The organism is Sandarakinorhabdus sp. (assembly GCF_987265915.1).
In genome coordinates this window covers 1,827,008-1,851,605 of sequence record NZ_OZ503948.1, presented here as the reverse complement: position 1 = coordinate 1,851,605, position 24,598 = coordinate 1,827,008, and the positions used below count along the sequence as shown (strand labels likewise).

The 24,598-nt window shown below is 64.4% G+C and carries 26 protein-coding genes; 8 read left to right on the top strand and 18 right to left on the bottom strand.

The window, feature by feature from the left end; all coding sequences use genetic code 11:
- Nucleotides 1–45: 45 nt before the first annotated feature.
- From AC6UUM_RS08980 to AC6UUM_RS08960, 5 genes are read left to right on the top strand one after another with little or no spacing between them, the layout of a single operon-like run.
- Nucleotides 46–840, top strand: coding sequence for an enoyl-CoA hydratase-related protein (locus AC6UUM_RS08980; protein WP_500801945.1), 795 nt, complete (start codon nucleotides 46–48; stop codon nucleotides 838–840).
- Nucleotides 837–1,286: a nuclear transport factor 2 family protein gene (locus tag AC6UUM_RS08975; protein WP_500801944.1), complete on the top strand. Its 450-nt coding sequence runs from the start codon at nucleotides 837–839 to the stop codon at nucleotides 1,284–1,286. The genes AC6UUM_RS08980 and AC6UUM_RS08975 overlap by 4 nt, the downstream gene beginning before the upstream one ends.
- Complete coding sequence (locus AC6UUM_RS08970; protein ID WP_500801943.1) at nucleotides 1,283–1,738, top strand: bleomycin resistance protein; 456 nt, start codon at nucleotides 1,283–1,285, stop codon at nucleotides 1,736–1,738. Before AC6UUM_RS08975 ends, AC6UUM_RS08970 begins: the two co-directional genes overlap by 4 nt.
- Nucleotides 1,731–3,686, top strand: a complete 1,956-nt coding sequence (locus AC6UUM_RS08965) for an acetyl/propionyl/methylcrotonyl-CoA carboxylase subunit alpha (protein ID WP_500801942.1) — start codon at nucleotides 1,731–1,733, stop codon at nucleotides 3,684–3,686. Before AC6UUM_RS08970 ends, AC6UUM_RS08965 begins: the two co-directional genes overlap by 8 nt.
- Entirely contained in the window at nucleotides 3,683–4,099 is a 417-nt protein-coding gene (locus tag AC6UUM_RS08960) for a hypothetical protein (RefSeq protein WP_500801941.1), read from the top strand. Before AC6UUM_RS08965 ends, AC6UUM_RS08960 begins: the two co-directional genes overlap by 4 nt.
- Before the next feature lie 6 nt (nucleotides 4,100–4,105).
- On the opposite strand, the gene AC6UUM_RS08955 is transcribed toward AC6UUM_RS08960, so the two are convergent.
- From AC6UUM_RS08955 to AC6UUM_RS08940, 4 genes are all read right to left on the bottom strand, one after another.
- The gene (locus tag AC6UUM_RS08955; RefSeq protein WP_500801940.1) at nucleotides 4,106–4,558 is read right to left on the bottom strand and encodes a hypothetical protein; all 453 of its coding nucleotides are present in this window, start codon (nucleotides 4,556–4,558) and stop codon (nucleotides 4,106–4,108) included.
- A gap of 21 nt (nucleotides 4,559–4,579) precedes the next feature.
- A complete protein-coding gene (locus AC6UUM_RS08950) occupies nucleotides 4,580–4,984 on the bottom strand; it encodes a hypothetical protein (protein ID WP_500801939.1) in 405 nt (134 codons plus the stop codon).
- 137 nt (nucleotides 4,985–5,121) lie between these two features.
- Complete coding sequence (locus tag AC6UUM_RS08945; RefSeq protein ID WP_500801938.1) at nucleotides 5,122–5,523, bottom strand: hypothetical protein; 402 nt, start codon at nucleotides 5,521–5,523, stop codon at nucleotides 5,122–5,124.
- Nucleotides 5,524–5,597: 74 nt separating this feature from the next.
- Nucleotides 5,598–5,870 (bottom strand): helix-turn-helix transcriptional regulator, encoded by a 273-nt coding sequence (locus tag AC6UUM_RS08940; RefSeq protein ID WP_500801937.1) that lies wholly within the window; start codon nucleotides 5,868–5,870, stop codon nucleotides 5,598–5,600.
- A 362-nt stretch (nucleotides 5,871–6,232) separates the two neighbouring features.
- Here AC6UUM_RS08940 and AC6UUM_RS08935 point away from each other — a divergent pair, with 362 nt between their 5' ends.
- The 3 genes from AC6UUM_RS08935 to AC6UUM_RS08925 are packed head-to-tail and all read left to right on the top strand — an operon-like array spanning nucleotide 6,233 to nucleotide 9,596.
- Complete coding sequence (locus AC6UUM_RS08935) at nucleotides 6,233–7,396, top strand: isovaleryl-CoA dehydrogenase (RefSeq protein WP_500801936.1); 1,164 nt, start codon at nucleotides 6,233–6,235, stop codon at nucleotides 7,394–7,396.
- Between the two features lie 11 nt (nucleotides 7,397–7,407).
- The gene (locus AC6UUM_RS08930; RefSeq protein WP_500801935.1) at nucleotides 7,408–8,676 is read left to right on the top strand and encodes a glutamate carboxypeptidase; all 1,269 of its coding nucleotides are present in this window, start codon (nucleotides 7,408–7,410) and stop codon (nucleotides 8,674–8,676) included.
- A gap of 32 nt (nucleotides 8,677–8,708) precedes the next feature.
- Entirely contained in the window at nucleotides 8,709–9,596 is an 888-nt protein-coding gene (locus AC6UUM_RS08925) for an EamA family transporter (RefSeq protein ID WP_500801934.1), read from the top strand.
- On the opposite strand, the gene AC6UUM_RS08920 is transcribed toward AC6UUM_RS08925, so the two are convergent.
- From AC6UUM_RS08920 to AC6UUM_RS08855, 14 genes are all read right to left on the bottom strand, one after another.
- On the bottom strand, nucleotides 9,568–10,026 hold the full coding sequence (locus AC6UUM_RS08920) for a hypothetical protein (protein ID WP_500801933.1): 459 nt from the start codon (nucleotides 10,024–10,026) through the stop codon (nucleotides 9,568–9,570). The two genes, AC6UUM_RS08925 and AC6UUM_RS08920, sit on opposite strands and share 29 nt — an antisense overlap.
- Nucleotides 10,027–10,110: 84 nt before the next feature.
- Nucleotides 10,111–10,590, bottom strand: coding sequence for a 3-hydroxyacyl-ACP dehydratase FabZ (gene fabZ, locus AC6UUM_RS08915; RefSeq protein WP_500801932.1), 480 nt, complete (start codon nucleotides 10,588–10,590; stop codon nucleotides 10,111–10,113).
- Between the two features lie 28 nt (nucleotides 10,591–10,618).
- The gene (locus AC6UUM_RS08910) at nucleotides 10,619–11,233 is read right to left on the bottom strand and encodes an OmpH/Skp family outer membrane protein (RefSeq protein WP_500801931.1); all 615 of its coding nucleotides are present in this window, start codon (nucleotides 11,231–11,233) and stop codon (nucleotides 10,619–10,621) included.
- Entirely contained in the window at nucleotides 11,233–13,848 is a 2,616-nt protein-coding gene (bamA, locus tag AC6UUM_RS08905) for an outer membrane protein assembly factor BamA (RefSeq protein ID WP_500804939.1), read from the bottom strand. The genes AC6UUM_RS08910 and bamA overlap by 1 nt, the downstream gene beginning before the upstream one ends.
- A 65-nt stretch (nucleotides 13,849–13,913) precedes the next feature.
- Nucleotides 13,914–15,074 (bottom strand): RIP metalloprotease RseP, encoded by a 1,161-nt coding sequence (gene rseP, locus AC6UUM_RS08900; RefSeq protein ID WP_500801930.1) that lies wholly within the window; start codon nucleotides 15,072–15,074, stop codon nucleotides 13,914–13,916.
- Nucleotides 15,071–16,231, bottom strand: coding sequence for a 1-deoxy-D-xylulose-5-phosphate reductoisomerase (locus tag AC6UUM_RS08895; protein ID WP_500801929.1), 1,161 nt, complete (start codon nucleotides 16,229–16,231; stop codon nucleotides 15,071–15,073). Before AC6UUM_RS08895 ends, rseP begins: the two co-directional genes overlap by 4 nt.
- Nucleotides 16,228–17,028 (bottom strand): phosphatidate cytidylyltransferase, encoded by an 801-nt coding sequence (locus AC6UUM_RS08890; RefSeq protein ID WP_500801928.1) that lies wholly within the window; start codon nucleotides 17,026–17,028, stop codon nucleotides 16,228–16,230. Before AC6UUM_RS08890 ends, AC6UUM_RS08895 begins: the two co-directional genes overlap by 4 nt.
- A gap of 5 nt (nucleotides 17,029–17,033) precedes the next feature.
- Nucleotides 17,034–17,765 carry an isoprenyl transferase gene (locus AC6UUM_RS08885; RefSeq protein ID WP_500801927.1) on the bottom strand — a complete coding sequence of 244 codons (732 nt, stop codon included), beginning with the start codon at nucleotides 17,763–17,765 and terminating at the stop codon, nucleotides 17,034–17,036.
- Entirely contained in the window at nucleotides 17,762–18,331 is a 570-nt protein-coding gene (frr, locus tag AC6UUM_RS08880) for a ribosome recycling factor (RefSeq protein ID WP_500801926.1), read from the bottom strand. Before frr ends, AC6UUM_RS08885 begins: the two co-directional genes overlap by 4 nt.
- Nucleotides 18,324–19,052, bottom strand: a complete 729-nt coding sequence (gene pyrH / locus AC6UUM_RS08875; RefSeq protein WP_500801925.1) for a UMP kinase — start codon at nucleotides 19,050–19,052, stop codon at nucleotides 18,324–18,326. Before pyrH ends, frr begins: the two co-directional genes overlap by 8 nt.
- Before the next feature lie 186 nt (nucleotides 19,053–19,238).
- Complete coding sequence (gene tsf / locus AC6UUM_RS08870) at nucleotides 19,239–20,165, bottom strand: translation elongation factor Ts (RefSeq protein WP_500801924.1); 927 nt, start codon at nucleotides 20,163–20,165, stop codon at nucleotides 19,239–19,241.
- 118 nt (nucleotides 20,166–20,283) lie between these two features.
- Complete coding sequence (rpsB, locus tag AC6UUM_RS08865) at nucleotides 20,284–21,117, bottom strand: 30S ribosomal protein S2 (RefSeq protein WP_500801923.1); 834 nt, start codon at nucleotides 21,115–21,117, stop codon at nucleotides 20,284–20,286.
- Between the two features lie 243 nt (nucleotides 21,118–21,360).
- Nucleotides 21,361–22,677, bottom strand: a complete 1,317-nt coding sequence (locus AC6UUM_RS08860; RefSeq protein ID WP_500801922.1) for a PEPxxWA-CTERM sorting domain-containing protein — start codon at nucleotides 22,675–22,677, stop codon at nucleotides 21,361–21,363.
- 683 nt (nucleotides 22,678–23,360) lie between these two features.
- The gene (locus tag AC6UUM_RS08855; RefSeq protein WP_500801921.1) at nucleotides 23,361–24,530 is read right to left on the bottom strand and encodes a PQQ-dependent sugar dehydrogenase; all 1,170 of its coding nucleotides are present in this window, start codon (nucleotides 24,528–24,530) and stop codon (nucleotides 23,361–23,363) included.
- Nucleotides 24,531–24,598 lie beyond the last annotated feature (68 nt).

Here is a 24,598-nt window from a genome sequence, read left to right as displayed (position 1 = left end):
ACTCTTTCGATTAACGAAGGAAGGGAAGCTGTGGTTGTCCCAGCCATGAGCACAGCATCAATGCTGATATTGGAATTGGACGACCGCGGCATCGCCCGGCTGACGCTGAACCGGCCGGAGCGGCACAACGCCTTCAACGCCGATCTGATCGCGGCGCTGACCGAGGCGTTCACCCGCCTGTCCGACGTGGCCGATGTGCGCGCCATCATCCTCAGCGGCGCCGGCAAGAGCTTTTCGGCCGGTGCCGATCTCGATTGGATGCGCGCCGCCGCCAGCTGGAGCGAAGCGGAGAACCAGGCCGATGCCCTGCGCCTGTCGGACATGCTGGCCGCCATCAACAATTGCGCCAAGCCGGTGATCGTGGTGGCGCATGGCCATGTGACGGGCGGCGGCGTCGGGCTGGTGGCGTGTGCCGACATGGCCGTGGCCATCGACGGCACGCAGTTCCGCCTGTCCGAAGTGCGGCTGGGCCTGACGCCGGCCACCATTTCGCCCTTCGTGATTGCCAAGATCGGCGCGGCGGCGCGGCGCTGGTTCCTGACCGCCGAAGCCTTCACGGCCGAACAGGCCCAGGCCATGGGGCTGGTCGATGAAGTCGCCGAAGACGCCGACGCTGCGGACGCCGTAGTGGCGCACTGGCTGACCCATATCGGCCAGGCCGCGCCGCAAGCCGTCGCCGACGCCAAGCGCCTGGCGCTGGATTTTGCCGACCAGCCGATCACCGACGATCTGCGCGAGGAAACCGCCCGCCGCATCGCTGCGCGCCGGGTGAGCAATGAAGGCCGCGAAGGCATCAACGCCTTCCTGAGCAAGGGGACACCGTCATGGGTACAGGAATGAGAGCCGTTTTCGCCGCCGCACTGCTGCTCGCCGTACCAGCCTTCGCCGGGCCGAAGGACGACGTGCTGGCTGCCACCAACGCCTTCATGGCTGCCCTGAACAGCAACAATCCGAATGCCGCCGAGGCGATGACGCACCCCACCCTGACCATCCAGATCCTGAACTTCCCGCCCGACAAGCCGTCCGCCTTCCGCACCCTGACCCGCCAGCAATTGTTCGACAATTTCCGGGCCGCGCCACCGCGCAAGTTCGAGGAATATCTGGTGAAGCCCAGGATCGAACTCACCCGCGATTTCGCCCATGTCTGGGGGCCGTACACGCTGGATATCGACGGCAAGCGCATTCATTGCGGCATCGACAGCTTCGGCTGGAGCAAGATCGACGGCCAATGGCTGCTGACCAGCTTCGCCTGGACCGCCGATCCCAAAGGCTGCCCGCCGAAGTGATAGCAGCAGAACCCGATACTCCGCCGCCCGGCGGGTGGGCCGCGCTGGTACCGGAACTCGTCTGTTCCGACCTGGCGCGCTCGCTGCAGTTCTACACGAGCCATTGCGGCTTTGCGATCTGCTATCGGCGCCCCGGCTTTGCCTATCTGGCGCAGGGCCGGGCGCAGCTGATGCTGGAACAGGGGCCCAGCGATTGGCAGACCGCGCCGCCGGAACCTCCCTACGGACGCGGCATCAATTTCCAGATCGAGGTGGATTCACTGGCGGCGCTGGAATCAGCCCTCGCCACCGCCGGCATCACGCTGTTCCGGCCCGCCGAGACCGCCTGGTATCGCGCCGGCGCCGTCGAGCACGGCCAGCGCCAGTTGCTGGTGTGCGATCCAGACGGCTATCTGCTGCGCTTCATCGAGGTGCTGGGCGAACGGCCGGTGACGGAGACGATCCATGCATAAGATCCTCATCGCCAATCGCGGCGAAATCGCCCGCCGCATCATCCGCACCGCGCACCGCATGGGCATCGCGACCGTCGCCGTGCACAGTGCCGCCGATGCCGATGCCCCCTTCGTGCGCGAAGCCGGCCAGGCGGTGCCACTGCCGGGCGCACGCGCCTATCTGGACATGGACGCCATCATCGCGGCGGCCAAGCGCACCGGCGCCGATGCGGTCCACCCCGGCTATGGCTTCCTCAGTGAAAATGCCGATTTCGCCCATGCACTGCACCAGGCCGGCCTGATCTTCATCGGCCCGCCCGAAGCCGCGATGCGGGTGATGGCCCTGAAAGACACCGCCAAGGCCGCCATGAAGAAAGCCGGCGTGCCGATCACGCCGGGTTACCAGGGCAATGACCAATCCCTGGTGCGCCTGCAAAAGGCCGCTGAAGGCGTCGGCTTCCCATTGCTGATCAAGGCGGTGGCCGGCGGCGGCGGCAAGGGCATGCGTGCCGTGCACAGCGCGGCCGAATTTCAGGACGCGTTGATGGCCGCCCAGCGGGAAGGCGAAACCGCCTTCGGCAACGGGCAAGTGATGCTGGAAAAGCTGATCCAACGCCCCCGCCATGTCGAAGTGCAATTGTTCGCCGACAGCCACGGCAATGCCGTCCACCTGTTCGAGCGCGATTGTTCGCTGCAACGCCGCCACCAGAAGGTGATCGAGGAGGCCCCCGCCCCCGGCCTGTCCGATCGGCTGCGCCACACGCTGGGCGTTGCCGCCGTCACCGCCGCCCATGCCATCGCCTATGCCGGCGCCGGCACGGTGGAGTTCATCCTCGATCTCGACACCATCGACGCGGCGGGTGATCCGGCCTTCTACTTCATGGAAATGAACACCCGCCTGCAGGTGGAACATCCGGTCACCGAATGCATTACCGGCGAAGATTTGGTGGAATGGCAGATCCGCGTCGCGCGCGGCGAGCCGTTGCCGAAACGGCAGGACGAATTGACGATCACCGGCCATGCAGTGGAAGCGCGGCTGTATGCCGAAGACCCGGACAGCGGTTTTCTGCCCGCCACCGGCACGCTCAGCCGGCTGGTGTTTGGCGCCGGGGCGGGTGTACGCATCGATACCGGAGTCGAGCCCGGCAGCCGCATCGGGCTGGATTATGATCCGATGATCGCCAAGGTGATCGCCCATGGTGCCAGCCGCGCCCAGGCCATTGATCGGCTGGTCGGCGCGCTGGATGCCACCATTGTCGATGGGCTGAAATCGAACCGGGCGTTTCTGGCGCGGCTGGCTGATCACCCGCGTTTTCGTGCCGGCGATGTCGATACCGGCTTCATCGCCCGCCATGCCGCCGATCTGGGCGCGGCCACCCTGTGCCCGCCGCCAGTGCTGCTGGTGGCGGCGCTGGGGGTTGGATTGCCGGCGTCTGCCCCGGCCACAATGTTCGAACGGCTGCCGATCCGCATCAACCTGCCGACCCAAACCCAGGTGCAACTCTGGTGGCAGGATGTGCGGCACGACATCAACCTGCGCGCGGTGGGGCAAGATCGCTGGCGCATCGGCGGTCTGGCCGGCATCGGCGAAGTCACGGCGCGGCGGACAAGCGAATTTGGCTTGATGGTCGATCTGGGGGGCCGCCTGCTGCCCGCCACGGTGGTGCCGGGAAACAATGGCGTCGATGTGCGGTTGGCCGGGCAGAGCTGGCAGCTCGGCACCCGTCCACCGCGCCGCGCCAGCACCGCCAGCGGCCAGGCCCATGTGCATGCGCCGATGCCGGGCCGCGTGCTCAGCGTCGATGTGGCGCCGGGCCAGACCGTGGCCGAGGGTGACCGGCTGCTGGTGCTGGAGGCGATGAAGATGGAGCATCGCCTGCTCGCGCGAACCGCCGGCACCGTGCAGGCGCTGCACATCGCGGTCGGTGATCAGGTCAACGACGGCATGCTGCTGGTGGAGATCGCGTGATCGCCCGGCGCGGGTTGCTGACGGCCATGGCGCTCGGCCTGCCCGTCACGGCCCTCGCTGCGCCGGCGCCTGCCATTGCCGTTGAGGAATGGAGCTTCCTGAAAGCCGCAGGCGCCGATCCGGCTGCGCTGCTGCGCTTCCTTGAGGCAAACTGGCTGGCCATGGATCGCATCGCCGTGGCGCAAGGCCTGTTTGCCCACGCCCGCCTGCTGCGCGCCGATCCCGCCTATGGCGCGGCGTGGGATGTGGTGGTGCAGGTCGGCTACACCACGCCTTCTGGCTATGATGCGGTGCGCAGCGCCTTCGAGGCCATCCGCGCCGCCCATCGCCCCGTGCAACCGGATGGCCAGCCGCTGGCGGCGCTTGGCCGGATCGTCGACAGCCGCAGCCTCACGCTGGTCGCTGCCGTCTGAACGGGCTCAATCCGCGTCGGCCTCCGGTATCTCCCGCCAGGCCATGATGATGCCCGGCAGGGCCAGCGACGCGATCGCAAAGCCGCTGAGCAGATCGAGGGCCTGTTCCTGATCCGGCATCCAGCCACCGATGAACTTGGCAAGGATCGACCAGAGGAAAAAGCCGAACATCAACGCCACCATGATCTGGTGGGTCAGCCGGTAGGACTGGTCGCGCAAGCCCCGTTCGCGTTCATCCAGCATCGCATCATTGGACTGGGCCATCTGCCCGCGCGTTTCGATGAACAGCGCCAGCGCGCTCAGCAGGCCGAGCAGCCGCAGCAGGGTGAACACCACCGGCTGATCGCCATCCGGCCCGCTGGCAATCGCACCGCCGAGATAGCCGATGCCGAGGCCCGCGAGCACCAACACAGACAGGATGCGCGCGCTGCGCCGGCTGAGCTTCAGGGGGGCGTTCATGGGATTCGTCCGTTCCATAACTCACTCCTCATTTTCATCATTGGTGTCCCGCCAGGCGAGGATGGTGTTTGGCAGCATGACCAGCAGCCAAACCATTCCCGTCAGCAGCGCCCGCGCTTGGTCCACGACAGGCAGCCAAAGCTGCCAGGAATCTGCACGGTTCAGCCAGAGCGACATCACCATCAGGCACAGCACCGCAGCGCGGTAGCTTAGCGACAGCGCCAATGTGCGTTCGGCTCGCTGCCGCTCATCAAGTTCGCCAGCCTTGGCAGCGCGCCAGCCAGGCGAAGTGACCATGATCATCGCCGCAAGGCAGAATCCGACACCGTGCAATGTTCCCCACAACAGGCTGTAAGCGCCGGCCGCCGCGATCAACTTGCCAGCCGTACCGGCCACTAGACAGATGATTGCGATGCTCGACAGCACCCGCACCCGTGGACTCGGAAGATTCCACGTCCATGGCTGCGCAGGCTTCCCGGGTGCAGTTTGCCGTACACTCATCGGCGGCCTCCCACTCGATAGCTTGTCAATGGTGTCGGTGATGTGTCGCGCTCGCGCACCGCTCAATCATCCCCATCCGACGGGCTGGGGCGCCAGACCAGCAGCATGCCCGGCAGCAAGACCAACAGCCAGAACACACCCCAGCCGAGCAACATCGCCTCGACGGCATTGGGCGACCAGGGTTCCCACAAGAAGCTTGTAACAAGCCACATCATCACAGCGCCGAAGCCAAACATCATCACCCAGTAGCTGATGGCCAAGGCGCGTGCGCGTTCCGCCAGCTCACGCTCATCCAGTTCGCCGGGCTGACCCGGGAACGCCACGGGACCCTGAGCGGCAAATCGCAACGCCATAATGTATCCCACAGTGCGCAGCGCGGACGCCAGCCAACGGGGCAGCAAATCAGGTGCAATCAGTGGCACAAGAAAGCCCCCGACGATGCCGGCGACGGCAATCAGCGACAATAGCCGCAACTGGCTGCGCGACAGATCGAGCCGCCACCATGACGCCTCAAAGGACCGACCCTTGTGTCGTGAACTCATCGGCGACCTCCTTCGATCAGGCGCGGCGCGGCCAGCGATTCCGCCAGCGGCGTGAACGGTTCCAGGCTGAACAGCGTCTCCACCGGCACCCCGAACACCCGGGCCAGGCGCAGGCCGAGTTCCAGGCTGGGGCCGTATTGGCCGCGTTCCAGAAAGCCGATGGTCTGCGGGTTGACGCCGACCTGTTCGGCCAGATCCTTGCGCGACAGGCCGGCCTCGGCCCGGAACAGGGCGAGGCGATTGTGCAGGGCTTCGTTGTCAGGAGCCATGATTCGTTGTCTATACACAACAAACCTTTGCGTCAATCCCGAGATGGGGATGTTTCAATCGCGCTCGGCAGCCGCCATCGTTGCAGCGGCCCTGGCCTGTCCTACGCCGCCGCAACCTGTCATCATGGCAGGCTCCGGAATTTTGTTCATGGCGCAACCCGGAATGCGTCCGTTTTTAGATTATGCAAGCAAATCAAGGCGTAATCCCGCCGCATTCGTCAAATCTGTCAAAACTGCCGGCCCGATTCGCATGGACCGCGGGGTGCATCTCCAGCCGGATGCCGGCAGGCAAGGCGATGATGGGTTCAACGACCCGGCAATCCTGTCTAGAACAGAGCCACGACAAGCAAAGGACCACCCAGATGCTCAGCCAGTTGCGCTTCGATCATGGCGACACCATCGAGATGCTGCGCGATACGGTGCGTGCCTTTGCGGCGGCCGAAATCGCGCCGCGCGCCGCTGAAATCGATGCGACCAACACCTTCCCGCGCGACCTGTGGCCCAAGCTCGGTGATCTCGGCCTGCACGGCATCACTGTGCCGGAAGCCGATGGCGGCGCGGGCCTCGGCTATCTCGCCCATGTCGTGGCGGTGGAGGAAATCTCGCGCGCCTCGGCCAGTGTCGGCCTGTCTTACGGTGCGCACACCAATTTGTGCATCAACCAGATCGCGCGCTGGGGCACCGCTGCGCAAAAGGCACGCTACCTGCCCGATCTGATCAGCGGCGCGCACGTGGGCAGCCTCGCCATGTCCGAACCGGGCGCGGGCAGCGACGTGATCGGCATGAAATTGCGCGCCGACATCCAGGGCAACGGCGATTATGTGCTGAATGGCAACAAGATGTGGATCACCAACGGGCCGCATGCCGAAACCCTGGTGGTCTATGCCAAGACCGACCCGGCCGCCGGCAGCAAGGGGGTCACCGCCTTCCTGATCGAAAAGTCCATGGCCGGCTTCTCCACCGCGCAGAAGCTCGACAAGCTCGGCATGCGGGGGAGCGACACGTGCGAGCTGTTGTTCGAAAACTGCACGGTGCCGGCCGAGAATGTGCTGGGCGGGGTCGGCAATGGCGCCCGCGTGCTGATGTCGGGCCTCGATTATGAACGGGTCGTGCTCGCCGCCGGGCCGATCGGCATCATGCAAGCCTGCATGGATGTGGTGGTGCCTTATGTCCATGACCGCGAACAGTTCGGGCAGCCGATCGGCACGTTCCAGCTGATGCAGGGCAAGTTGGCCGACATGTATGTCGCGCTGTCCACGGCGCGCGCCTACACTTATGCGGTGGCGCAAGCCTGCGACCGCGGCGAAACCACCCGCAAGGACAGCGCCGGCTGCATCCTCTACACCGCCGAAAAAGCCACCTGGATGGCGCTGGAGGCGATCCAGTGCCTGGGCGGCAATGGCTATATCAACGATTATCCCACCGGCCGTCTGCTACGCGATGCCAAGCTGTATGAAATCGGCGCTGGCACGTCCGAAATCCGCCGCTATCTGATCGGCCGGGAATTGTTCGAGGAAACCAGGTGAGGCATGCCAACATGAATGCGATGAAGCCCTTGTTGTTGCTGTGCCTTGCCGCCATCGCGGCACCGGTTTCGGCGCAAATTGCCGGCTTGCCGCGACAAGCCCCGGTGGCAGTCGGCAAGCCGGATGCGGCGCTGCTAAAGGCGGCAGCGGCCGAAGCGCCGGCCACGCTCGCCATGCTGGAGCGCCTGGTGAAGATCGAATCCGGCAGCTATGATGCCGAAGGCCTCGCCACGGCGGCCACGCTGCTGGAATCCGAATTGACCGCGCTGGGCGCCAAGGTGGAGCGGGTGAAGGGCAAGCCCGGCACCCGCGTCGATATCATCGTCGGGCGCTTCACCGGCACCGGCAAGGGCCGCCTGCTGCTGCTGTCGCACACCGATACGGTTTACACCCGTGGCCAACTGGCGGAATTGCCGTGGCGTGTGGCCGATGGCAAGGCCTATGGGCCGGGGGTCGCCGACGACAAGAGCGGCACGGCGGTGATCCTGTCTGTGCTGAAGCTGTTGAAACCGAATGATTATGGCCAGATTACCGTTGCCTTCAATCCGGATGAGGAAATTGGTTCGATCGGTTCCGGCGATCGCATCACCGAACTGGCGCGTGGCCAGACCGCGGTGCTCAGCTTTGAACCAACGCTGGCCACCCCGGCCGAAGGGCTGATCGCCGGCACCAGCGGCACCAATGTCGTTACCGTGCGCATCGAAGGCAAAGCCGCCCACGCCGGCAACAATCCTGAATTGGGCCATAATGCGCTGGTGGAAGCCGCCCATGTCATCGCCGTCACCACGGACCTTGATCTGGGCCAGGGCAAGCGCCGCTTCAACTGGACCCAGGTGGCGCAAGATGGCGGTGCCCGGAACATGATTCCCGACGACATCACTCTGATCGGCGATTTGCGCGACATCAGCGACGACAATGTGCGCGCGTTCGAAGCCGAACTGAAGCGCCGGCTGGCCACCCCGTCGGTGCCCGGCACCAGGATCAGCGTCAGCGTCGCGATCAACCGCCCGGCCTTCACCGCCGATGCCGCGGGCCTGAAACTCATCGCGCGGGCCCGTTCCCTTTACAGACAAGCCGGCGGGCCTGATCTGTTGGTGCTGCCGCGCACGGGTGGCGGCACCGATGCCGGCTTTGCCGCCCGCGCTGGCGTGCCGGTGCTCGAAGCGCTGGGCTTGCCCGGTTTTGGCTATCACAGCAGCGCCGAAGAATATGTGGTGATCGATGCCATCCCGCGCCGGCTCTATCTGGCGGCCAGCCTGATCCGCAAACTGGGCCGATAGACGCGACTGCCCCGGCCGGTTAAGGCCGGCGCATGCCGCGCGCTTCCAGCCTTGTTGCCTATGTCCAAGTTGCCGCCGGCATCGGGGCGCTGTGCGTGATGGATGCGCTGGTCAAATATCTGGCGCTGCGCCACGGCGTGCCGCTCACCACCTTTGCGCGTTATGGCAGCGGCGTGTTGATCGCCCTTGGCGTCTGGCAATGGCAGGGCCGGCCCGGCCTCGCACCCGGCGGTCTGCGCGCGCATCTGCTGCGCGGGTCGTTAATCGCGGCGATGGCGCTGCTGTTCTTCTGGGCGCTCACCTTGCTGTCGCTGGCGCTGGCGCTCACCCTGGCCTTCGTCGGCCCCTTGCTGGTGCCGCCGCTGGCGGCGCTGTTCCTGAAGGAGCGCATGCAGCCGCGCTTCGTGCTGGCCGGGGTGATCGGTTTTGGTGGGGTAGTGGTGGCGGCCGGTGGCGTGCCGGATCTCGCTGGCACACGGCTACTGGCGGTGGCGGCGGCGGTGGGCGCGGCGTTCCTTTATGCGCTGTCGGCGCTGGTGCTGCGCGCCCGGGCCGCGTCGGATGGCGCCACGGTCATCACCTTGATGGCCGCGGCCGTCCCTGCCCTGATCCTGTCGCCCACGCTGATCGGCGCCGGACCGGTTGGTGCCTTCGATCTGGCACTGATGCTTGGCACGGGCCTGGTCGGCAACATCGGCGTGCAGCTGATCGCGCGCGGCTATGTCCATCTCGAAGCGCAAGCCTCGGCGGTAATGGAGTTCACCGGCCTGCCGTGGGCGGCACTGCTGGGCTGGATGATCTTTGCCGAACCGGTGGCGCCCACCACAATCATCGGCGCGCTGATCATCGCGGCCGCCTGCCTGTGGGCGACCCGCCCGGAAACGATACCGGTCAAGGCGCCGCCAGCGCCAGTTCCTTGAGGCACACCGTCTTGGCGCGACCAATGGCGGCGACATCGGGCAGCAATTCCAGCGCTTCGCGCGCCTCGGCCAGATATTGCGCCTTGGCTTCAGGCTTGTGGCTGCCGGCCGGCGCGCTGCAAATCGCCTGAATGCCCAGCACCGGCGACCGGCGCGGATCGGCGACCGCCAGCACATCGGATGGCGCGCGCGGCAGGGCAGCGGCCAGGGCCGCGGTCAATTCGGCGCCATGCTGGGCATCGCTGCCCCGCGCCAGTTCCGGGCTGAGCGCGATCCAGTCGGCCGCGCCGTTGCGGATGGCGCCCAGCACGCGCGGCCAGTCGCCGCCGCCCACCAATTTCGTCACCGCCGGGCGCGGGCCATCCTTGGCGGCATCGGCCGCAAACTGGCTGGCGGACAGCACAAGGCCAAGGGCAAGGGCAACGATCATCACAAAGTCTCCGCTGCGCAATATGGGGCTGGCCAGCGGCGATGCAATGCAGATATTCGGGACAAAAGCGTGCCCCGGCCGATTTCAGGCCGGGGGATCGGCAATCATCGCCGTGAAGTTGGCCTCTGCAACCAATTTGCCATCGACTTCGGCCCGGCCGGTGAATTTGGCAATACGGCCGCGATCCTGCACCAGTTCCACTTTCAGGTGCAGCAGGCAACCCGGCTCCACCGGCACGCGGAACTTGGCGTTGTCGATCGCCATGAAATAGACGAGCTTGTCTGTATATTCCCCGTCCGCCGCCTTGGCGCGCGCGCCATGGATGGCCAGCACGCCAGCGGTCTGCGCCAGTGCCTCGATGATCAGCACACCGGGCATGATGGGCCGGGCCGGAAAATGCCCGGCAAAAAACGGTTCATTGATCGTCACCGCCTTGATGCCGGTGGCGGATTGACCGGGGATCAGATCGATCACCCGGTCAACCAGCAACATCGGGAAACGGTGGGGCAACATCGCCATCACCGCCCGCACATCAATCGGGCTGACCGCAATCGGCTCGGCCATCGGGATCAGCCCCCTCTTCAACGGCACATCAACGGCGCGGCGGCGCGGCCGGCGCCGGCGCCGGCGCAGCACCAGCGGCACCCGCAGCCGGTGCGGCCGGCGGCGTGACCGACACCTTCGGCAGCGCCTTGTCGAGGCGGGCCAGCACATCGGCGGTGATGTCGATAGCGGCGGCATGCTGCAACGTCACCCGTTCATCCACAGCGATGTTGGCGCCGCGTTCGCGCATGATCGTGCTGATGATGGGGGTGGAGGCATCGGTGATCTGCTTGATCACCCACTGCTCGGCGGCCTGGATTTCCTGCTGACGGCGCTGCAGTTCGGCGTCGGCCTGCTGGCGGCGGGTATCGAAATCCTTCACCTTGGCTTGCCAGGCGGTGATGGCGGCGGGGGCCGCACCTTGCTGGGGCTGGGTGTCGCGCAGGGTCTTTTCCTCGGCGGACAGGCTGGTGCGCAGCTGGTTCAGCCGGGCGACAAGCTGATCGCCCTTGGGCTTCAGCTCGGCCTGGGCAGCCTTGGCAGCGGCGGAGGCGGCAATCATTTCCTGATTGTCCACCGTCACGATGACGGCCGCCGGCAGTTGCTGGGCAAGAACTTGGGTGGAAGCCCCGGCGAGTGCCAGAGCAAGCAGCAGTTTTTTCATCAGAACGCGGTCCCTACGTTGAATTGGAATAATTGTGGATCGTCCCCTGGCTGTTTGACCAGGGCTTTGGCAAGGTCAAACCGGAACGGCCCGAACGGCGAATTCCAGTTTACCCCGATCCCCACCGAAACACGCGGCTTGGGCGTATTACCCAGATATTCCTCGACAAAACCCGACGAAAACCCATCCGACGGCAGGCACGCCGCCGTCTGGCCCGCCAACCGCGGGGCCGCAATGGTCGGCCCGTTCTGGCAGGTCAGCGACGGCGTCTTCAGGCTCCACAGCGCGCCGACATCGGCAAAGATCGACGGCCTTATGCCCAGTTCCTGCACGGCAGACCCCAGCGGAATGCGGATTTCGGCGCGCGCCAGATAATAGGCACGGCCGCCCAGGGCATCATCCAGCGCCTGCCGGCGATCCTGCACGATCCCGCCAGTGGCATCGAGCGGACGGCGCAGCACGCGCGGACCGACGCCGCGGATGTTGAAGCCACGAAACTGCGGCTGCCCCAGGAAGAAGCGGTTGGTGAGGAACACATCCTGCCCGCCATAGCCGGTGACATAACCACCTTCCGCGCCGACATTCAGCACGAAATCGGTGCCGAACAGCGGCGTGAACCAATCATAATTGGCGCGGGTGGTGATGAACTTGATGCCGATCGGCAGACCTGCGACATCGGAACTGAATGTGAAGCGCTGCCCGGCCGATGGCAGCCGCACATTGTTCAAGCTGTTGTAGATCAGCGAAAAGCCGACCGTGGAAACGGTGCGATTGCCGATCTGTTCGCACAGGAAACGCCCGGCGAGCAACGGATCGCAGACGCCGTTGGTAAAGAACACCGACTGGTCCAGCCCGGTTTCTTCGCGGCTGAGTCCATAGCGCAGCGAGGCGGCCCAGAATTCGGTGATCGAAAACCCGGTGCGGATCTGGAAACCCGTCGATACCTGCGTGTAGGTGGTGTCGCGCGTGTTATTGCCGGTGAAGCGGAACGAACGGAAATCACGGCGGAACACGTCAAAGCCCAGCGCCAGGTTGCGACCACCCAGATAGGGCTCGGTAAAGCCCGCTTCGACCGATCGGGCGAAGCTGGAGATATTGCCCGACAACCGGATTTCCTGGCCGCGGCCGCGGAAATTGCGCTGGCGCACGCTGGCCGAGAAAATGAAGCGTTCGATGCTGGAGAAGCCGGCAGACAATTGCAGTTCGCCGGTCGGCTTTTCCTGCACATTGGTTTCCAGCACGATGCGGTCAGGCGTGGTGCCCGGCTTTTGTTCGATATCCAGCTTGTCCTGGAAGAAGCCGAGACCGAGCAGACGATCTTTCGAACGCTTGACCTTGATCGAGTTGAAGGCATCACCTTCGGCTAGGCGGAATTCACGGCGGATCACATTGTCATGCGTGATGGTATTGCCGTTGATGGCATTTTTTTCGACATAGACGCGCGGCACCTCCCCGATCTGGAAGGTGACGTTCATCTGCAGCTTTTCCTTGTCACGGTCGAACTGCGGCCGGACGTCGGCAAAGGCATAACCCAGCAGACCAGCGGTTTCCGACAGACCTTCCACCGTATTTTCAATGGCTTGCGCGTTGTACCAGTCACCATCCTTGATACGGATGATCGAACGGAACTCCTTGGGCTTGATGTCACGCAGATCGGATTTCAGATCGACCTTGCCGAATTTGTAGCGGTCGCCTTCTTCGATCACATAGGTGACAATGAAATCCCGCTTGTCGGGCGTGAGTTCGGCCACCACCGAGGCGACGCGGAAATCGGCATAGCCTTCGGTCAAATAATATTGCCGCAACTTCTGCTGGTCATACGCCAAGCGATCGGGATCATAGGTATCGTTCGACGTGAAGAAACGCCAACTGCGCTGCTGTTTGGAGGCCATCTGCTTGCGGATCTGGCCTTCTTTGAACTTCACATTGCCAAGGATATTGATCTGGCGGATCTTGGATTTCGGGCCTTCGTTGATTTCGAACACCACATCGACGCGGTTCTGTTCCAGCTGCACGATCTTGGGTTCGACACTGGCGGCAAAACGCCCGCCTCGGCGATACAGTTCCAGGATGCGGCCCAGATCGGCACGCGCCTTCGAGCGAGTGAAAATCTGGCGCGGCGCCAGGCGGATTTCCTCGCGGATCTTTTCTTCCTTAACCCGCTTGCCGCCTTCGATGATGATCCGGTTGATCACCGGATTTTCCTTCACCTCAACGGTCAGCGCGCCATTGTCGTCGCGGATCGTTGCATCGGCAAACAGTTCGGAGGCATAAAGCGCCTTCAGCGCGGTATCGAGTGCGTCGCGATCATAGCGATCGCCAATGGCAAGATTGAGATAGGAGCGGACGGTTTCAGGCTCCAACCGCTCAGTGCCACGCACCACGACACTGCGCACGATGCCCACATTTGCTGCGGTGGCGGGCAGCGCCGCTTGGCCGCGCGTTTCAAAGGCGCGGGCTTCGGCGTCGGCCGAGGGCTGCGCAGGCTGCGGCGCGGGCGGACGCGGGCGCTGCTGGGCCAGGGCGGGGCCGGCAAGCGCGGTCGACATCAGCAGCATCGCCGCCGGACGCCGCCAGCCGAACCCTGCCGCTCTTGTCTTTGAACTGCCCTGCATCAACTCCACCAGTCGTCCCAGTCGCGATTGCCCCGGTTGACCCGGTGGCGTTTCCAGTACGGCCATCAACCGAGCCAGCCGGCAATGCGGCCCAACACCCCGACCGAGCCCCCAAGGGAACTCATGTCATGCCAGGTGAGCACCGCCATCAGCGACATCAGCGCAGCAAAACCCGACATGAAGGCCCATTGCTGAACCTGCTCTGCCAGAGGCTGCCGCCGCACGGCCTCGATGCCGTAGAGCAGAAGATGTCCGCCGTCCAGCGTGGGGATGGGCAGCAGATTGATGAAGCCAAGGTTGATGGAAAAGAACGCCATGAATGCCACGGCCGAGATCAGGCCCAGGCTGGCCTGTTGCCCGGCGATCTGCGCGGTCTTCACCGGGCCGCCCATTTCCTTCAGACTGCGTTCGCCCATCACCACCTGGCGCAGCGTGCGGCCGATGGTCTGGGTAATGCTCCAGGTGTCGATCGCTGCCCAGCGCACGGCATCGACCGGCCCAACAATCTGCACCTGTTCGGCCGGGCGAGCGAGGCCGAGGCGCGGATGGCGGATGACATTGCCGAACCGGTCGATTGCCTCGACCATGTCGGGCACAATGGTGATCTGGCGGGCTTCGCCACCGCGTTCGATATCAAGCCGCACCGGCTTGCCGATGCCGGTGATCACCCGATTGACCACATCTTCAAAGCGTTCGACGCCAACGCCATCCACCGCCGTCACGCGGTCACCGGCCTGCATGCCGGCACGCGCCGCCGCACTGCCCGGCTGCACCTGCGCCACAACCGGCGGGCTGGAAAGATGGCCGAGTGTCATGTTGAACACCGCCAGAATCGCGATGGCAAAGACGAAATTGATGGCCGGCCCGGCAGCGACGATGATGGCACGCTGCCACAGTGGCAGGAAGGCGAACAGCCCGCGCCGCTCGCCCTCCGGCAGGTTCATCAGCGACGGATCGGTCTGGCTGACTTCGTTCATGTCGCCGACGAACTTCACATAGCCGCCAAGCGGAATGGCGTTGATGCGCCAGCGCACCCCGCGCCGATCGGTGACGCCGATCAGTTCCCGGCCGAAGCCGACGCCGAACGCTTCGATGCGGGTGTCAAACAGGCGACCGGCCAGATAATGCCCGCCTTCATGCACCACCACCAGCACCGCGATCATCGCGATGAAGCTGGCCAGGGTGAACAGCAGCCCCGGTTGTTGCAGCGAATCGATCGGGTTCATGCGGCCCGTCTCACCACAAGACCGCGCGCAGCGGTGCGCGCCGCGGCGTCGATCGCCACCACCTCTTCCAGGGTCGTCACCGGTCCCGATGCCACCATGTTCAATGTCTCCGCCACGATGGCATCGATATCAAGGAAGCTTGCTTGCCCATTGATGAACGCCGCCACGGCAATTTCATTGGCGGCGTTCAAAATGCATGGCGCACTGCCGCCGGCACGCATCGCCGCCCAGGCCAGCGCCAGGCAGGGAAAGCGTTCCAGATCAGGCGCTTCAAACGTCAAATTGGCCACCTGGGCGAAATCGAGCCGTGCCGCCGGCGTCGCAATGCGTTCCGGCCAGCCCATGGCATAGGCAATCGGGATGCGCATGTCGGGGCTGCCAAGCTGGGCCAGCACGCTGCCATCGACATATTCCACCATCGAATGGATCACCGATTGCGGGTGGACGATCACATCCAGCCTGGCGATATCGACCGGGAAAAGTTGCGCCGCTTCGATCAGTTCCAGTCCCTTGTTCATCAAGGTGGCGCTGTCGATGCTGATCTTGGCGCCCATGCTCCACGTCGGATGCTTGCAGGCGTCCGCCACGCTCACCCCGCACAGCGTGTCGCGGCTGCGACTGCGGAACGGGCCACCGCTGGCGGTGAGGATGACGCGCTCGACCTGCGACGGATCATCATGCGGGAACACCTGGAAAATCGCGTTATGCTCGCTATCCACCGGCAACAGCGTTGCGCCATATTGTTTGGCGGCGGCCGTCACCACCGGGCCTGCGCACACCAGCGTTTCCTTGTTGGCGATACCGATCTGCGCGCCGCGCCGCACGGCCGCCATGGTCGGCGCCAGCCCGACCGCGCCCATCACTGCAGTGATGACGATTTCGGCATCGCGCGCTGCCGCTTCGATCACGGCGTCGGCGCCCGCGGCGGATTCAATGCCGGTGCCCGCCAGCAGTTCCTTCAGCGCCGCGCCCTTGGCAACATCGGCCACCGCCGCAAAGCGCGCGCCGCAATTGCGCGCTGCCTGCGCAAGGCCTTCAATATCGCTGCCCGCGGTCAGCGCCTCCACCTGCCAACGGCCGGGATTGCGCGCCACCAGATCGAGCGCCTGGCTGCCCACCGATCCGGTGGCGCCCAGGATCGTCAAGCTGCGTGTCATCCCGCCCACCCCGTTGCTGCAAATGCGGCCGCGCCGGCCACGGCCACCGGTACCAACCCATCCAGCCGGTCCATCACACCGCCATGGCCGGGCAAGATCGTGCCGCTATCCTTCACCCCGGCGCGGCGTTTCAGGCTGCTTTGATAAAGATCACCCATGATCGACAGGATCGCCAGCGGCACCGCCAGCGGCATCAAACGCAGTGCACCGGCCATGTTGGCATAGCCCGGCCACACCGCCAGCATGATAGCCGCCACGATCAATGCCCCTGCGATGCCACCGGCCGCGCCGCTCCAGGTCTTGTTCGGGCTGATCGCCGGCGCCAGTTTCGGGCCACCAAGGGCCCGCCCGGTGAAATAGGCGGCGATATCAGCGCCCCACACCACCGCCATCACGAACAGGGTCGCATGAAAGCCCCACGGCAACCCGCGCAGCCACACCAGCGCCACCGCCGGCAGCCCGCAATAGAGCAAGCCGAGCATCATGGCGCGGCCGGTGCCCTTTTTGAGCCGAGCGGCAAACAAGCCGCCCAGCCCGGCGCCGCCGCCCAGCAACATCAGTGCTTCGGCCGGATTGCCCATCACTGCCGCGACCCAGACCGCGCCGCCCACCACCGCCAGGCCAAGCCGGCGCAGCATGGATGGCAAGCGGTGCATCGCGGCCCATTCGTTGAACATCACCAGCACGGCCGCCGCCACCAACCCGGCAAAGGCCACACCGCCAGACCACAAGGCGGCCACCGCCACCGTCACCAGCGCGATGCCGGTGATCACCCGCTGACGCAATTGGCGCTGCACCGCGCTCAACGCCCGCCGAAACGCCGTTCGCGGCGTGCAAATTCATCCAGCGACCGCGCCAGCGCCGGACCATCGAAATCCGGCCACAGCGTCTCGGTGATCAGAAATTCGGCATAGGCCGATTGCCACAACAAGAAATTCGACAAGCGCAGCTCGCCCGATGTGCGCAGCACGGCATCGGGGGGCGGCAGGCCCGCCGTGTCGAGCCGGCTTTCCAGCGCGTCCAACCCGATCGCGTTCGGATCGAGCCGCCCGGCCGCCACGTCGGCGGCCAGGCGCTGCGCAGCGCGCAGCAGTTCGCTTTGGCCGCCATAGTTCAACGCCATCACCAGTTTCAGCCGGCAATTGCCGGCGGTGCGCACCCGCGCGTCTTCCAGCAAATTCACCAGATCGGGCTTCAGCGCGCGCCAATCGCCGATGAAATCCAGGCACACGCCATTCTTGTGCAAGGCATCGATCTCGCTGCGCACATAATGTTTCAGCAGGCCCATCAAATCGGTGACTTCATCCTGCGGACGCTTCCAGTTCTCGCTGGAAAAGGCATAGAGCGTCAGCACTTCCAGCCCCAGATCGGGAGCGGCCTCCACCACGCGCCGCACGGCCTCCACGCCTTCGCGGTGGCCGGCAATGCGCGGCAGACGCCGGGCCTTGGCCCAGCGGCCGTTGCCATCCATGATGATGGCCAGATGCCGGCATGCGGTGCCGGCATCCGCCAAGGAGGCCGCTGCCGGCTTCACCGGCCCAGGATTTCCTTTTCCTTGGCGGTGACCGTGGCGTCGATGTCGGTCATCGCTTTGTCGGTGATCTTCTGCACCTCGGCTTCATGCCGCTTCTGTTCATCCTGGCTGATCTTGCCCTTCTTTTCGGCGGCTTTCAGCGATTCCATGCCATCGCGGCGCACATTGCGGGCGGCGATCTTGGCTTTTTCCGCATAGGTGCCGGCCAGCTTGACCATTTCCTTGCGGCGCTCCTCGGTCATGTCCGGGATCGGCAAGCGCAGCGTCTGGCCATCGGTGATCGGATTGAGGCCCAGGCCGGCGGCGCGAATGGCCTTTTCCACCGGGGTCACATTGCTCTTGTCCCAAACCTGCACGCTCAGCATGCGGGCTTCCGGCGCCGTCACGGTCGCCAGCTGGCTCAGCGGCATGCTGGCGCCATAAACCTCGACATGCACAGTATCGAGCAACGAGGTGTTGGCGCGGCCGGTGCGCAAACTGCCCAGATCATGCTTCAATGCGTCAACGGCGCCGGCCGTGCGGCGCTCAAGATCGGCCTTCCAGGGGCCTGGTGCGAAATCAGCCATGCGGCGCTCCTTCTCCTATCACGATGGTCGACGTGCCTTCACCGCGCAGCACCGACAGCAACATGCCGGGTTCGCGGATGCAGAACACGATGATCGGAATGTTGTTGTCGCGGCACATCGAAACCGCGCTGGCGTCCATCACCTTCAGATTGTCCGCCAGCACCCGCGAGAAACTCACGCTGTCATAACGGCGCGCGGTGGCGACCTGCTTGGGATCGGCATCATAGACGCCATCGACACTGGTGCCCTTGAACAGGGCATCGCAGTTCATTTCGGCGGCGCGCAAGGCCGCGCCGGTGTCGGTAGTGAAAAACGGGTTGCCGGTGCCGGCGGCAAAGATCACCACGCGGCCCTTTTCCAAATGGCGCTCGGCCCGGCGGCGGATATAGGGCTCGCACACGCTGGGCATCGGGATCGCCGATTGCACGCGGGTTTCGACACCGATGTTTTCCAGCGCATTCTGCATGGCCAGCGCGTTCATCACCGTGGCCAGCATGCCCATATAATCGGCGCTGCCCCGGTCGAAGCCCTTGGCCGCCGCCGCCAGCCCGCGGAAGATATTGCCGCCGCCCACCACGATGCAGATTTCGGCGCCGGTATCATGCACTGCCTTCACTTCGCCGGCGATGCGGGCGGCTTCTTCGGGATCGATGCCATAGGCACCCTGCCCCATCAGCACTTCGCCGGACAGCTTCAGGAGGATGCGTTTGAAGCCGGGCATGGTGCGATGTGTCTCTGCGGCTGTGGAAACTACAGGGTCACTAGCGGCGGTTGGTGCGACTGCCAAGCGCAACGCTGCGAAAATCGGTGGATGGCCAGGGCCTGGACGTGGGTTTGGGAGCGCACTCAAGAAAAAGGGGCGGGCAAGGTTGCCCCTGCCCGCCCCCAAAACACGCGTCCGTGAAAATTACAGGCCGGCTGCAGCCGCCACTTCCGCGGCGAAATCGCTCTGCTGCTTCTCGATGCCTTCACCAAGCTGCATGCGCACAAAGCCCTTCAGCGTGATGGCGGTGCCGGCGGTCTTGGCGGCGGCGGCAACCACATCACCCACCTTGGTCTTGCCGTCGATCACGAACACCTGCGTGATCAGCGCGCTTTCCTGGGCGAACTTGCGCACGCCGCCTTCGATCATCTTTTCGATGATGTCGGCCGGCTTGCCGCTGCCGGCGGCCTTTTCGCGGGCGATGGCGCGCTCACGCTCGATCAGCGCCGGATCAAGACCGGCTTCATCGAGCGCCAGCGGGCTGGCCGCGGCGACGTGCATGGCGATCTGCTTGGCCAGCGGCTCCAGCACGGCAGCGTCGGCAGCCGATTCCAGGCCGACCAGCACGCCGATGCGGCCGAGGCCGGGCACCACGGCATTGTGGACATAAGAGGCCACGACGCCCTGGCTCACTTCCAGGATCGCCGTGCGGCGCAGCGCCTGCTGCTCGCCAATGGTGGCGATATTGGCGGTCAGCTTTTCGGCAACGCTGGTTTCGCTGTCGGGATAGGGCAGATCCGCCAGCGCCGCCGCGTCAACGCCGGTGGCCAGCGCCAAGCCGGTCACCGTCGACACGAAGCCCTGGAAAATCTCGTTCTTGGCGACGAAATCGGTCTCGCTGTTCACTTCGACCGCAGCGCCCTTGGTGCCCGACACGGCAACGCCGACCAGACCTTCGGCCGCGGTGCGGCCGGCCTTCTTGGCGGCTGAAGCCAGGCCCTTGGCACGGAGCCAATCGATGGCGGCTTCCATTTCGCCTGCGGTTTCAGCCAGGGCCTTCTTGCAATCCATCATGCCTGCGCCCGTCTTGTCGCGCAGATCCTTCACCATGCCGGCAGTGATATCAGCCATGGGATGCTCCTTTGGTTCGTTGGGGTTGGCGGGGCCATGCGCCGCCAATATGAAAACAGTGTGACAAGAGGCCCGGCGCAGGGTGCGCCCGGCCTCCCATCAGTCACATGGGGCAGGCTCAGGCCGTCGGTGCCTCGGCCGCTGCCTCATCATCGGCAGCCGCCTCAGTCAACATCGGGGCCGCTTCGATCACCGCCGGTTCGTCGGCGAAATATTCGGCCGGAGCCTCTTCCATGGCGCCCAGATCGATGCCCATGTCGGCCGCGCGGCCCTGGCGGGCATCGATCACCGCATCGGCGATGGCGTTGACATAGAGCAGGATGGCGCGGCTGGCGTCATCATTGCCCGGCACCGGGAAGGCGATCCCGGTCGGATCGGTATTGGTATCGAGGATCGCCACCACCGGGATACCCAGCACATTGGCTTCCTTGACGGCCAGCTCTTCCTTGTTGACATCGATGATGAAGATCACGTCCGGAAGGCCGCCCATATCGCGGATGCCGCCCAGCGACGCTTCGAACTTGTCGCGGGCGCGGGTCAGCTTCAGCACTTCCTTCTTGGTGAAGCCGGTGGTGTCGCCCGACAGGGTCTCCTCCAGTTGCTTGAACTTGCGGATCGAACCCGAAATCGTCTTCCAGTTGGTGAGCATGCCGCCCAGCCAGCGATGGTTGACATAATGCTGGCCGCAACGACGCGCTGCTTCGGCGATTGGATCCTGCGCCTGGCGCTTGGTGCCGACAAACAGCACTTTGCCGCCATGCTGCACGGCAGCGCGGGTGAAATCCAGCGCGCGGGCGAACAGCGGCACGGTCTGGCTGAGATCGATTATGTGGACGCCGTTGCGCTCACCAAAGATGTAGGGTTTCATCTTCGGGTTCCAGCGATGCGTCTGGTGACCGAAATGGGCGCCTGCTTCGAGCAGATTCGCCATGGAAACGACGGGAGCCGCCATAGTATCTAACCTCCGGTTGAGCCGCCGCGGGGGAGTGACAGGGCATCATGCCCGGCACCGGATATGTCGCCCCGCGTGGGGTTTTGATGGAAGCGCGGCCATAATCGCACATCGGCCAAACGTCAAGGCCTCAATCCCTCGACCTGTTTACGCCCAGCTCAAAATGTGGCGAGAGGCTTCAGCCAAAAACAGAAAAGGCACCACCGCTTTGCGGTGGTGCCAATCCTGTTAGCAGAGAGACGTTCAGGCGGCGACGGTGGCGCGGCGACGGCGCGAAGCGAAGCCAACCATGCCGAAACCAGCGAGCAGCATCGCCCAGGTCTGCGGCTCAGGAACCGTACCGCCGAGCACGGTCAGTTCAATCGACGAGTTGCGGAGACCAAGGCCATCCAGGCTGTTATCGCCAGTCCGCTTTGCATAATCAATGAAGTTGAAGGTGAAGGTATCGCTGTAGGTGCCCTGAACCAGCGGGTTGTAGGTCACACTGTAAGTAACCGAGTTGCCCGAAACCAGGTTGGTGAAGATCGCCGAGTTGGTGGTGAACACCGGCTCGCTGTTCCCACGCGTGATGTTCAGCAGCTGCAAACCGGCAGTGGCGGCGGCGCCTTCGGCGTCGGGCAGGTTGTACAGGGTGAAGCTGAGGGTCACCGGACCGCTGCCGGCAACGACACGACCAAAGTCGAGCGTGGTGGCAGTGACTTCCGACGTGCCGTCAAACGATGCAACCGCGTTCTTCAGGTAATCATAGGTCAGCGAGTAGGTGCCGCCCGTGAAGCCGAACCGGCTTGCGCCAACGGCGTTGGTCGTGCGCTGCGCGGTGCCAACCGAGGTCGTGCCATCCGCCGTGCGGCTCAGCGCGACGCTGCTCTGGTCAGCGGCGGCATAGGCATCGAGGCTTGCGGCATCGATCGTGCGCGTGCCAGACAACACCGACGTCGCGCCAGTCGCGAAAGAGCCTGCGGCCGGCGCCGTCTTGCAGGTGTCAGCCCCAGCGCCCGAGCCAGCGCAGGTGCGGGTCGAAGAGGCGACCGTGCCGCTGGTGATGGCGGAGAAGCCGACGCCGGACACGGAACCCGTCCAACCCGACGACGTCGACGTGGCGTTGCGACCATTGCCGCTGTTCGGCACGGTAGCGGACAGGCGGGTGTCGACGCCCACGTTCACACCAGAAACCGACACCTGCGCACCGACCAGAATGCCAGTGGTGGTATCAAACTTGGTGATGTTGACAGTGGAACCGGCGACCGGCGTGCCGGGGCCGACCGTCACGGTGCTGGCGGCATTCGGCAGGAGACCGCCGCCAGCCGCCGCGCGAGTGGCGGTCTTGAGCGCAGTGGTGGTGTTGCTGTTGTTGTTGGTGATGGTCGTCACCAGCGGCGTCACTGCCATGGCAGGCAGAGCGGCGGTGGCGCTGAGCAGGACGGCCAGAGTCAGTTTGGTCGAAGTGCGCATAATAGTCTCCCGTATTGGAACCGATGAATGCTTCTGGCTGTTTCTATGCAACACCCGTGCCAAACCATTAACCCATTGAAATATCGCGATATGGCCCATCTCAGCCATGGGCGAGTGTAAACTCCACCGACATTTTTCAGGTCATCGCGCGCTGAGTTCTTGCCGATCAATAGACAGTCCAGGTCAAAGTGCGCTGCCCGGTAGCCAGGCGCAGCCCAATTGCACCTGACAATAAGGTTACCGATTCGTTAATCATACGTTTATACTTAATTACTACTTCGTTGCCTTAACCTTAACGCGTCAGCCGTTGGCGTTAACCGTAAGCAAATGCATCACGAGATCCGGGCATTCGGTCCCATCGCCGCTGCGCACCTTGCGTGGCGCAGGCTGTCGCGTCTCGCCGACCGTCTTGTAACGACCGCGACTACACGTGCAGGCGCAAGCCGCATGGTCCGATCAAAACAGCAATGGCACCACCGCGTTTGCGGTGATGCCATCGTTGTTGAAAGAGGCTTAAGTTCAAGCGACGCAAGGGTTTCGGCGGCGATCCGAGGCGAAACAGGCCATGCTGAAGCCGGCGCGCAATATCGTCCAGGTTGTGGATTCAGGACCCGCGGTGGTGCCGATCACAGTCAGGACGATCCAGACGTTCTGGGCACCGAAACCAACGCGCTGGCGGTCGGTGCGCCGGGCATAAGCCTGAATCTAACGCTGAGGCCATGTGCACATGCGTCGGGCGCGTCGCCATCCGCACCCCGATGGCCAAATATTATTTCTTAGTTAATACTTAATTACTGCTTCGTCGGCGTTACCTTCAGCAACTTGCCGTTGATGTCATCCGTCAGCAGATACATCGCGCCATCCGGGCCTTCGATCACATCACGGATGCGTTCCTTGCGGTCAGTGAGCAGGCGTTCCTCGGCGACGACCTTATCACCGCTGAGCACCAGCCGCACCAGCGCTTGCACACGCAGGCCGCCGGCAAACACATTGCCCTTATATTCCGGCGCACCCTTGCCGCTGTGGAAAATCAGGCCGGACGGGCCGATCACCGGATCCCAATAATAGACCGGCTGTTCCATGCCGGGTGCCTGGGTGGTGTTTTCGTTGATCGGCTTGCCGCTATATTCCTCGCCATAGGTGATGGTTGGCCAGCCATAATCGCGGCCCATCTGGATCTGGTTCAGCTCGTCACCGCCCTGCGGCCCGTGCTCCACTTCCCACAGCCGGCCCTTGGCATCGAGCGCGGCGCCCTGCACGTTGCGGTTGCCATAGCTCCAGATTTCCGGCCGCACGCCGGGCGCGTTCACGAACGGATTGTTCGTCGGGATAGAGCCATCACGGTTCACCCGCACGATCTTGCCGAGAAGACTGTCCATCTTCTGCGCCTGCATGCGCCCGGCGAGGATCGAACGTTCGCCCAGCGTGATGATCAACGTGCCATCCTTGGGAAACACCAGGCGCCCACCATAATGCTGCGCGGATTCCATGGTCGGCAGTTGACGGAAGATCACCTGCACATCACGGATTTCGCTGCCGACCAGATGCCCGCGCGCCACCGACGTGCCGTTGCCGCCTTCGCGTGGCTCGGCATAGCTCCAGTATATATAGCCATCGCCGGGCGCGGCCACGCCGAGCATGCCGCCCTGGTTGCGCGTATCGGTGGCCGGCGTGCCGGTGAGCGGCGTTTTCGTGCCGTCCTTGCCGACGATGGTCAGCCGCCCGGCAGCCTTCTCGCTGACCATAAAGCGGCCATCAGGCAGGATGGCGACGCCCCACGGCTTGTTCAGGCCGGTGGCGATTTCAGTGACGATCAGCTTGGTTTTCGACACCGCGGCTTCGGCACGGGTCTGGCCGGGAAAGGCCGGCGACTTTTCCGGCACGTTGGGCGCGGCCTGGGTAACCGGTGCAGCGCAGGCCGGCGCAGCGAGCAGAGCAGCGAGAATGAGGGGGAAGCGCACGGGAAATCTCCTTTATACCAGTTCATGCAGCCGCGCAGCCCGGCGGGCAATGCGACACCTCAAACCGC

Excerpts from the sequence above, each read along its gene's own strand:
- AC6UUM_RS08980 (WP_500801945.1), top strand. The coding sequence starts at position 46 with ATGAGCACAGCATCAATGCTGATATTGGAATTGGACGACCGCGGCATC.
- AC6UUM_RS08975 (WP_500801944.1), top strand. The coding sequence starts at position 837 with ATGAGAGCCGTTTTCGCCGCCGCACTGCTGCTCGCCGTACCAGCCTTC.
- AC6UUM_RS08965 (WP_500801942.1), top strand. The coding sequence starts at position 1,731 with ATGCATAAGATCCTCATCGCCAATCGCGGCGAAATCGCCCGCCGCATC.
- AC6UUM_RS08955 (WP_500801940.1), bottom strand. The coding sequence starts at position 4,558 with ATGAACGCCCCCCTGAAGCTCAGCCGGCGCAGCGCGCGCATCCTGTCT.
- AC6UUM_RS08940 (WP_500801937.1), bottom strand. The coding sequence starts at position 5,870 with ATGGCTCCTGACAACGAAGCCCTGCACAATCGCCTCGCCCTGTTCCGG.
- AC6UUM_RS08935 (WP_500801936.1), top strand. The coding sequence starts at position 6,233 with ATGCTCAGCCAGTTGCGCTTCGATCATGGCGACACCATCGAGATGCTG.
- AC6UUM_RS08930 (WP_500801935.1), top strand. The coding sequence starts at position 7,408 with ATGAATGCGATGAAGCCCTTGTTGTTGCTGTGCCTTGCCGCCATCGCG.
- AC6UUM_RS08925 (WP_500801934.1), top strand. The coding sequence starts at position 8,709 with ATGCCGCGCGCTTCCAGCCTTGTTGCCTATGTCCAAGTTGCCGCCGGC.
- AC6UUM_RS08920 (WP_500801933.1), bottom strand. The coding sequence starts at position 10,026 with ATGATCGTTGCCCTTGCCCTTGGCCTTGTGCTGTCCGCCAGCCAGTTT.
- fabZ (WP_500801932.1), bottom strand. The coding sequence starts at position 10,590 with ATGGCCGAGCCGATTGCGGTCAGCCCGATTGATGTGCGGGCGGTGATG.
- AC6UUM_RS08910 (WP_500801931.1), bottom strand. The coding sequence starts at position 11,233 with ATGAAAAAACTGCTGCTTGCTCTGGCACTCGCCGGGGCTTCCACCCAA.
- bamA (WP_500804939.1), bottom strand. The coding sequence starts at position 13,848 with ATGCAGGGCAGTTCAAAGACAAGAGCGGCAGGGTTCGGCTGGCGGCGT.
- rseP (WP_500801930.1), bottom strand. The coding sequence starts at position 15,074 with ATGAACCCGATCGATTCGCTGCAACAACCGGGGCTGCTGTTCACCCTG.
- AC6UUM_RS08895 (WP_500801929.1), bottom strand. The coding sequence starts at position 16,231 with ATGACACGCAGCTTGACGATCCTGGGCGCCACCGGATCGGTGGGCAGC.
- frr (WP_500801926.1), bottom strand. The coding sequence starts at position 18,331 with ATGGCTGATTTCGCACCAGGCCCCTGGAAGGCCGATCTTGAGCGCCGC.
- pyrH (WP_500801925.1), bottom strand. The coding sequence starts at position 19,052 with ATGCCCGGCTTCAAACGCATCCTCCTGAAGCTGTCCGGCGAAGTGCTG.
- tsf (WP_500801924.1), bottom strand. The coding sequence starts at position 20,165 with ATGGCTGATATCACTGCCGGCATGGTGAAGGATCTGCGCGACAAGACG.
- rpsB (WP_500801923.1), bottom strand. The coding sequence starts at position 21,117 with ATGGCGGCTCCCGTCGTTTCCATGGCGAATCTGCTCGAAGCAGGCGCC.
- AC6UUM_RS08860 (WP_500801922.1), bottom strand. The coding sequence starts at position 22,677 with ATGGCTGAGATGGGCCATATCGCGATATTTCAATGGGTTAATGGTTTG.